Below are 509 nucleotides of genomic sequence, written 5' to 3'. Positions count from 1 at the left end.
TGAATGTCTGGTCTGTGTTGAAAGCTACACGGGTGCCATGCTTCACTGTTTGGATCGAGTGGACGCATGTATCGATAGATTGGACACCGATGTTGTCGTCGCCAATTATTGAGATGAGTTCAGAGAGTTTCATCACGCCACCTCGCCGCTTGGAGGGGTGGGGAGAGGACGCCATTTGATCGGATTGGTGAGCTTGATGTATACTCCGCCCACAACTGATGCCGAAACGTGCCAGCCGTGGGCTTTGTCAAACCGTGCAATAACCTGACCAAAGCCGTCTTTGCCGGGAATGAAGCTGTCGAACATGACAACGCTCGCGCCGTTCAAAGGCAAATCCGGATGCGTCATCGCCAGCCAACCTTCCCCCTGCGCCCCCGCTTCGTCGGGCTTATCCGCTACTGGATGGGACGCGAGGGCGCGTTCGGCATCCATGCGACGATAATGGCGATCTTGGAACCATTTGCTGACAGCATCGAAGTATGCCTGCCGGTCGGCTTCCGAATTGGTGT

Annotated in this window: 1 protein-coding gene; it reads right to left on the bottom strand. The window is 55.4% G+C overall.

The genetic code is table 11. The annotated features are described in order from the left end of the window. Positions 1-132: 132 nt before the first annotated feature. A partial coding sequence (locus tag ACTJKP_RS27175; protein WP_440632876.1) for a hypothetical protein occupies positions 133-509 on the bottom strand: 377 nt, incomplete at its 5' end.

This window comes from Brucella sp. 22210 (assembly GCF_052045675.1).
In the GTDB taxonomy this organism is placed as follows: Bacteria; Pseudomonadota; Alphaproteobacteria; order Rhizobiales; family Rhizobiaceae; genus Brucella.
Note: the sequence above shows the minus strand (reverse complement) of the source record. Positions and strands in the feature narration are given on the sequence as shown.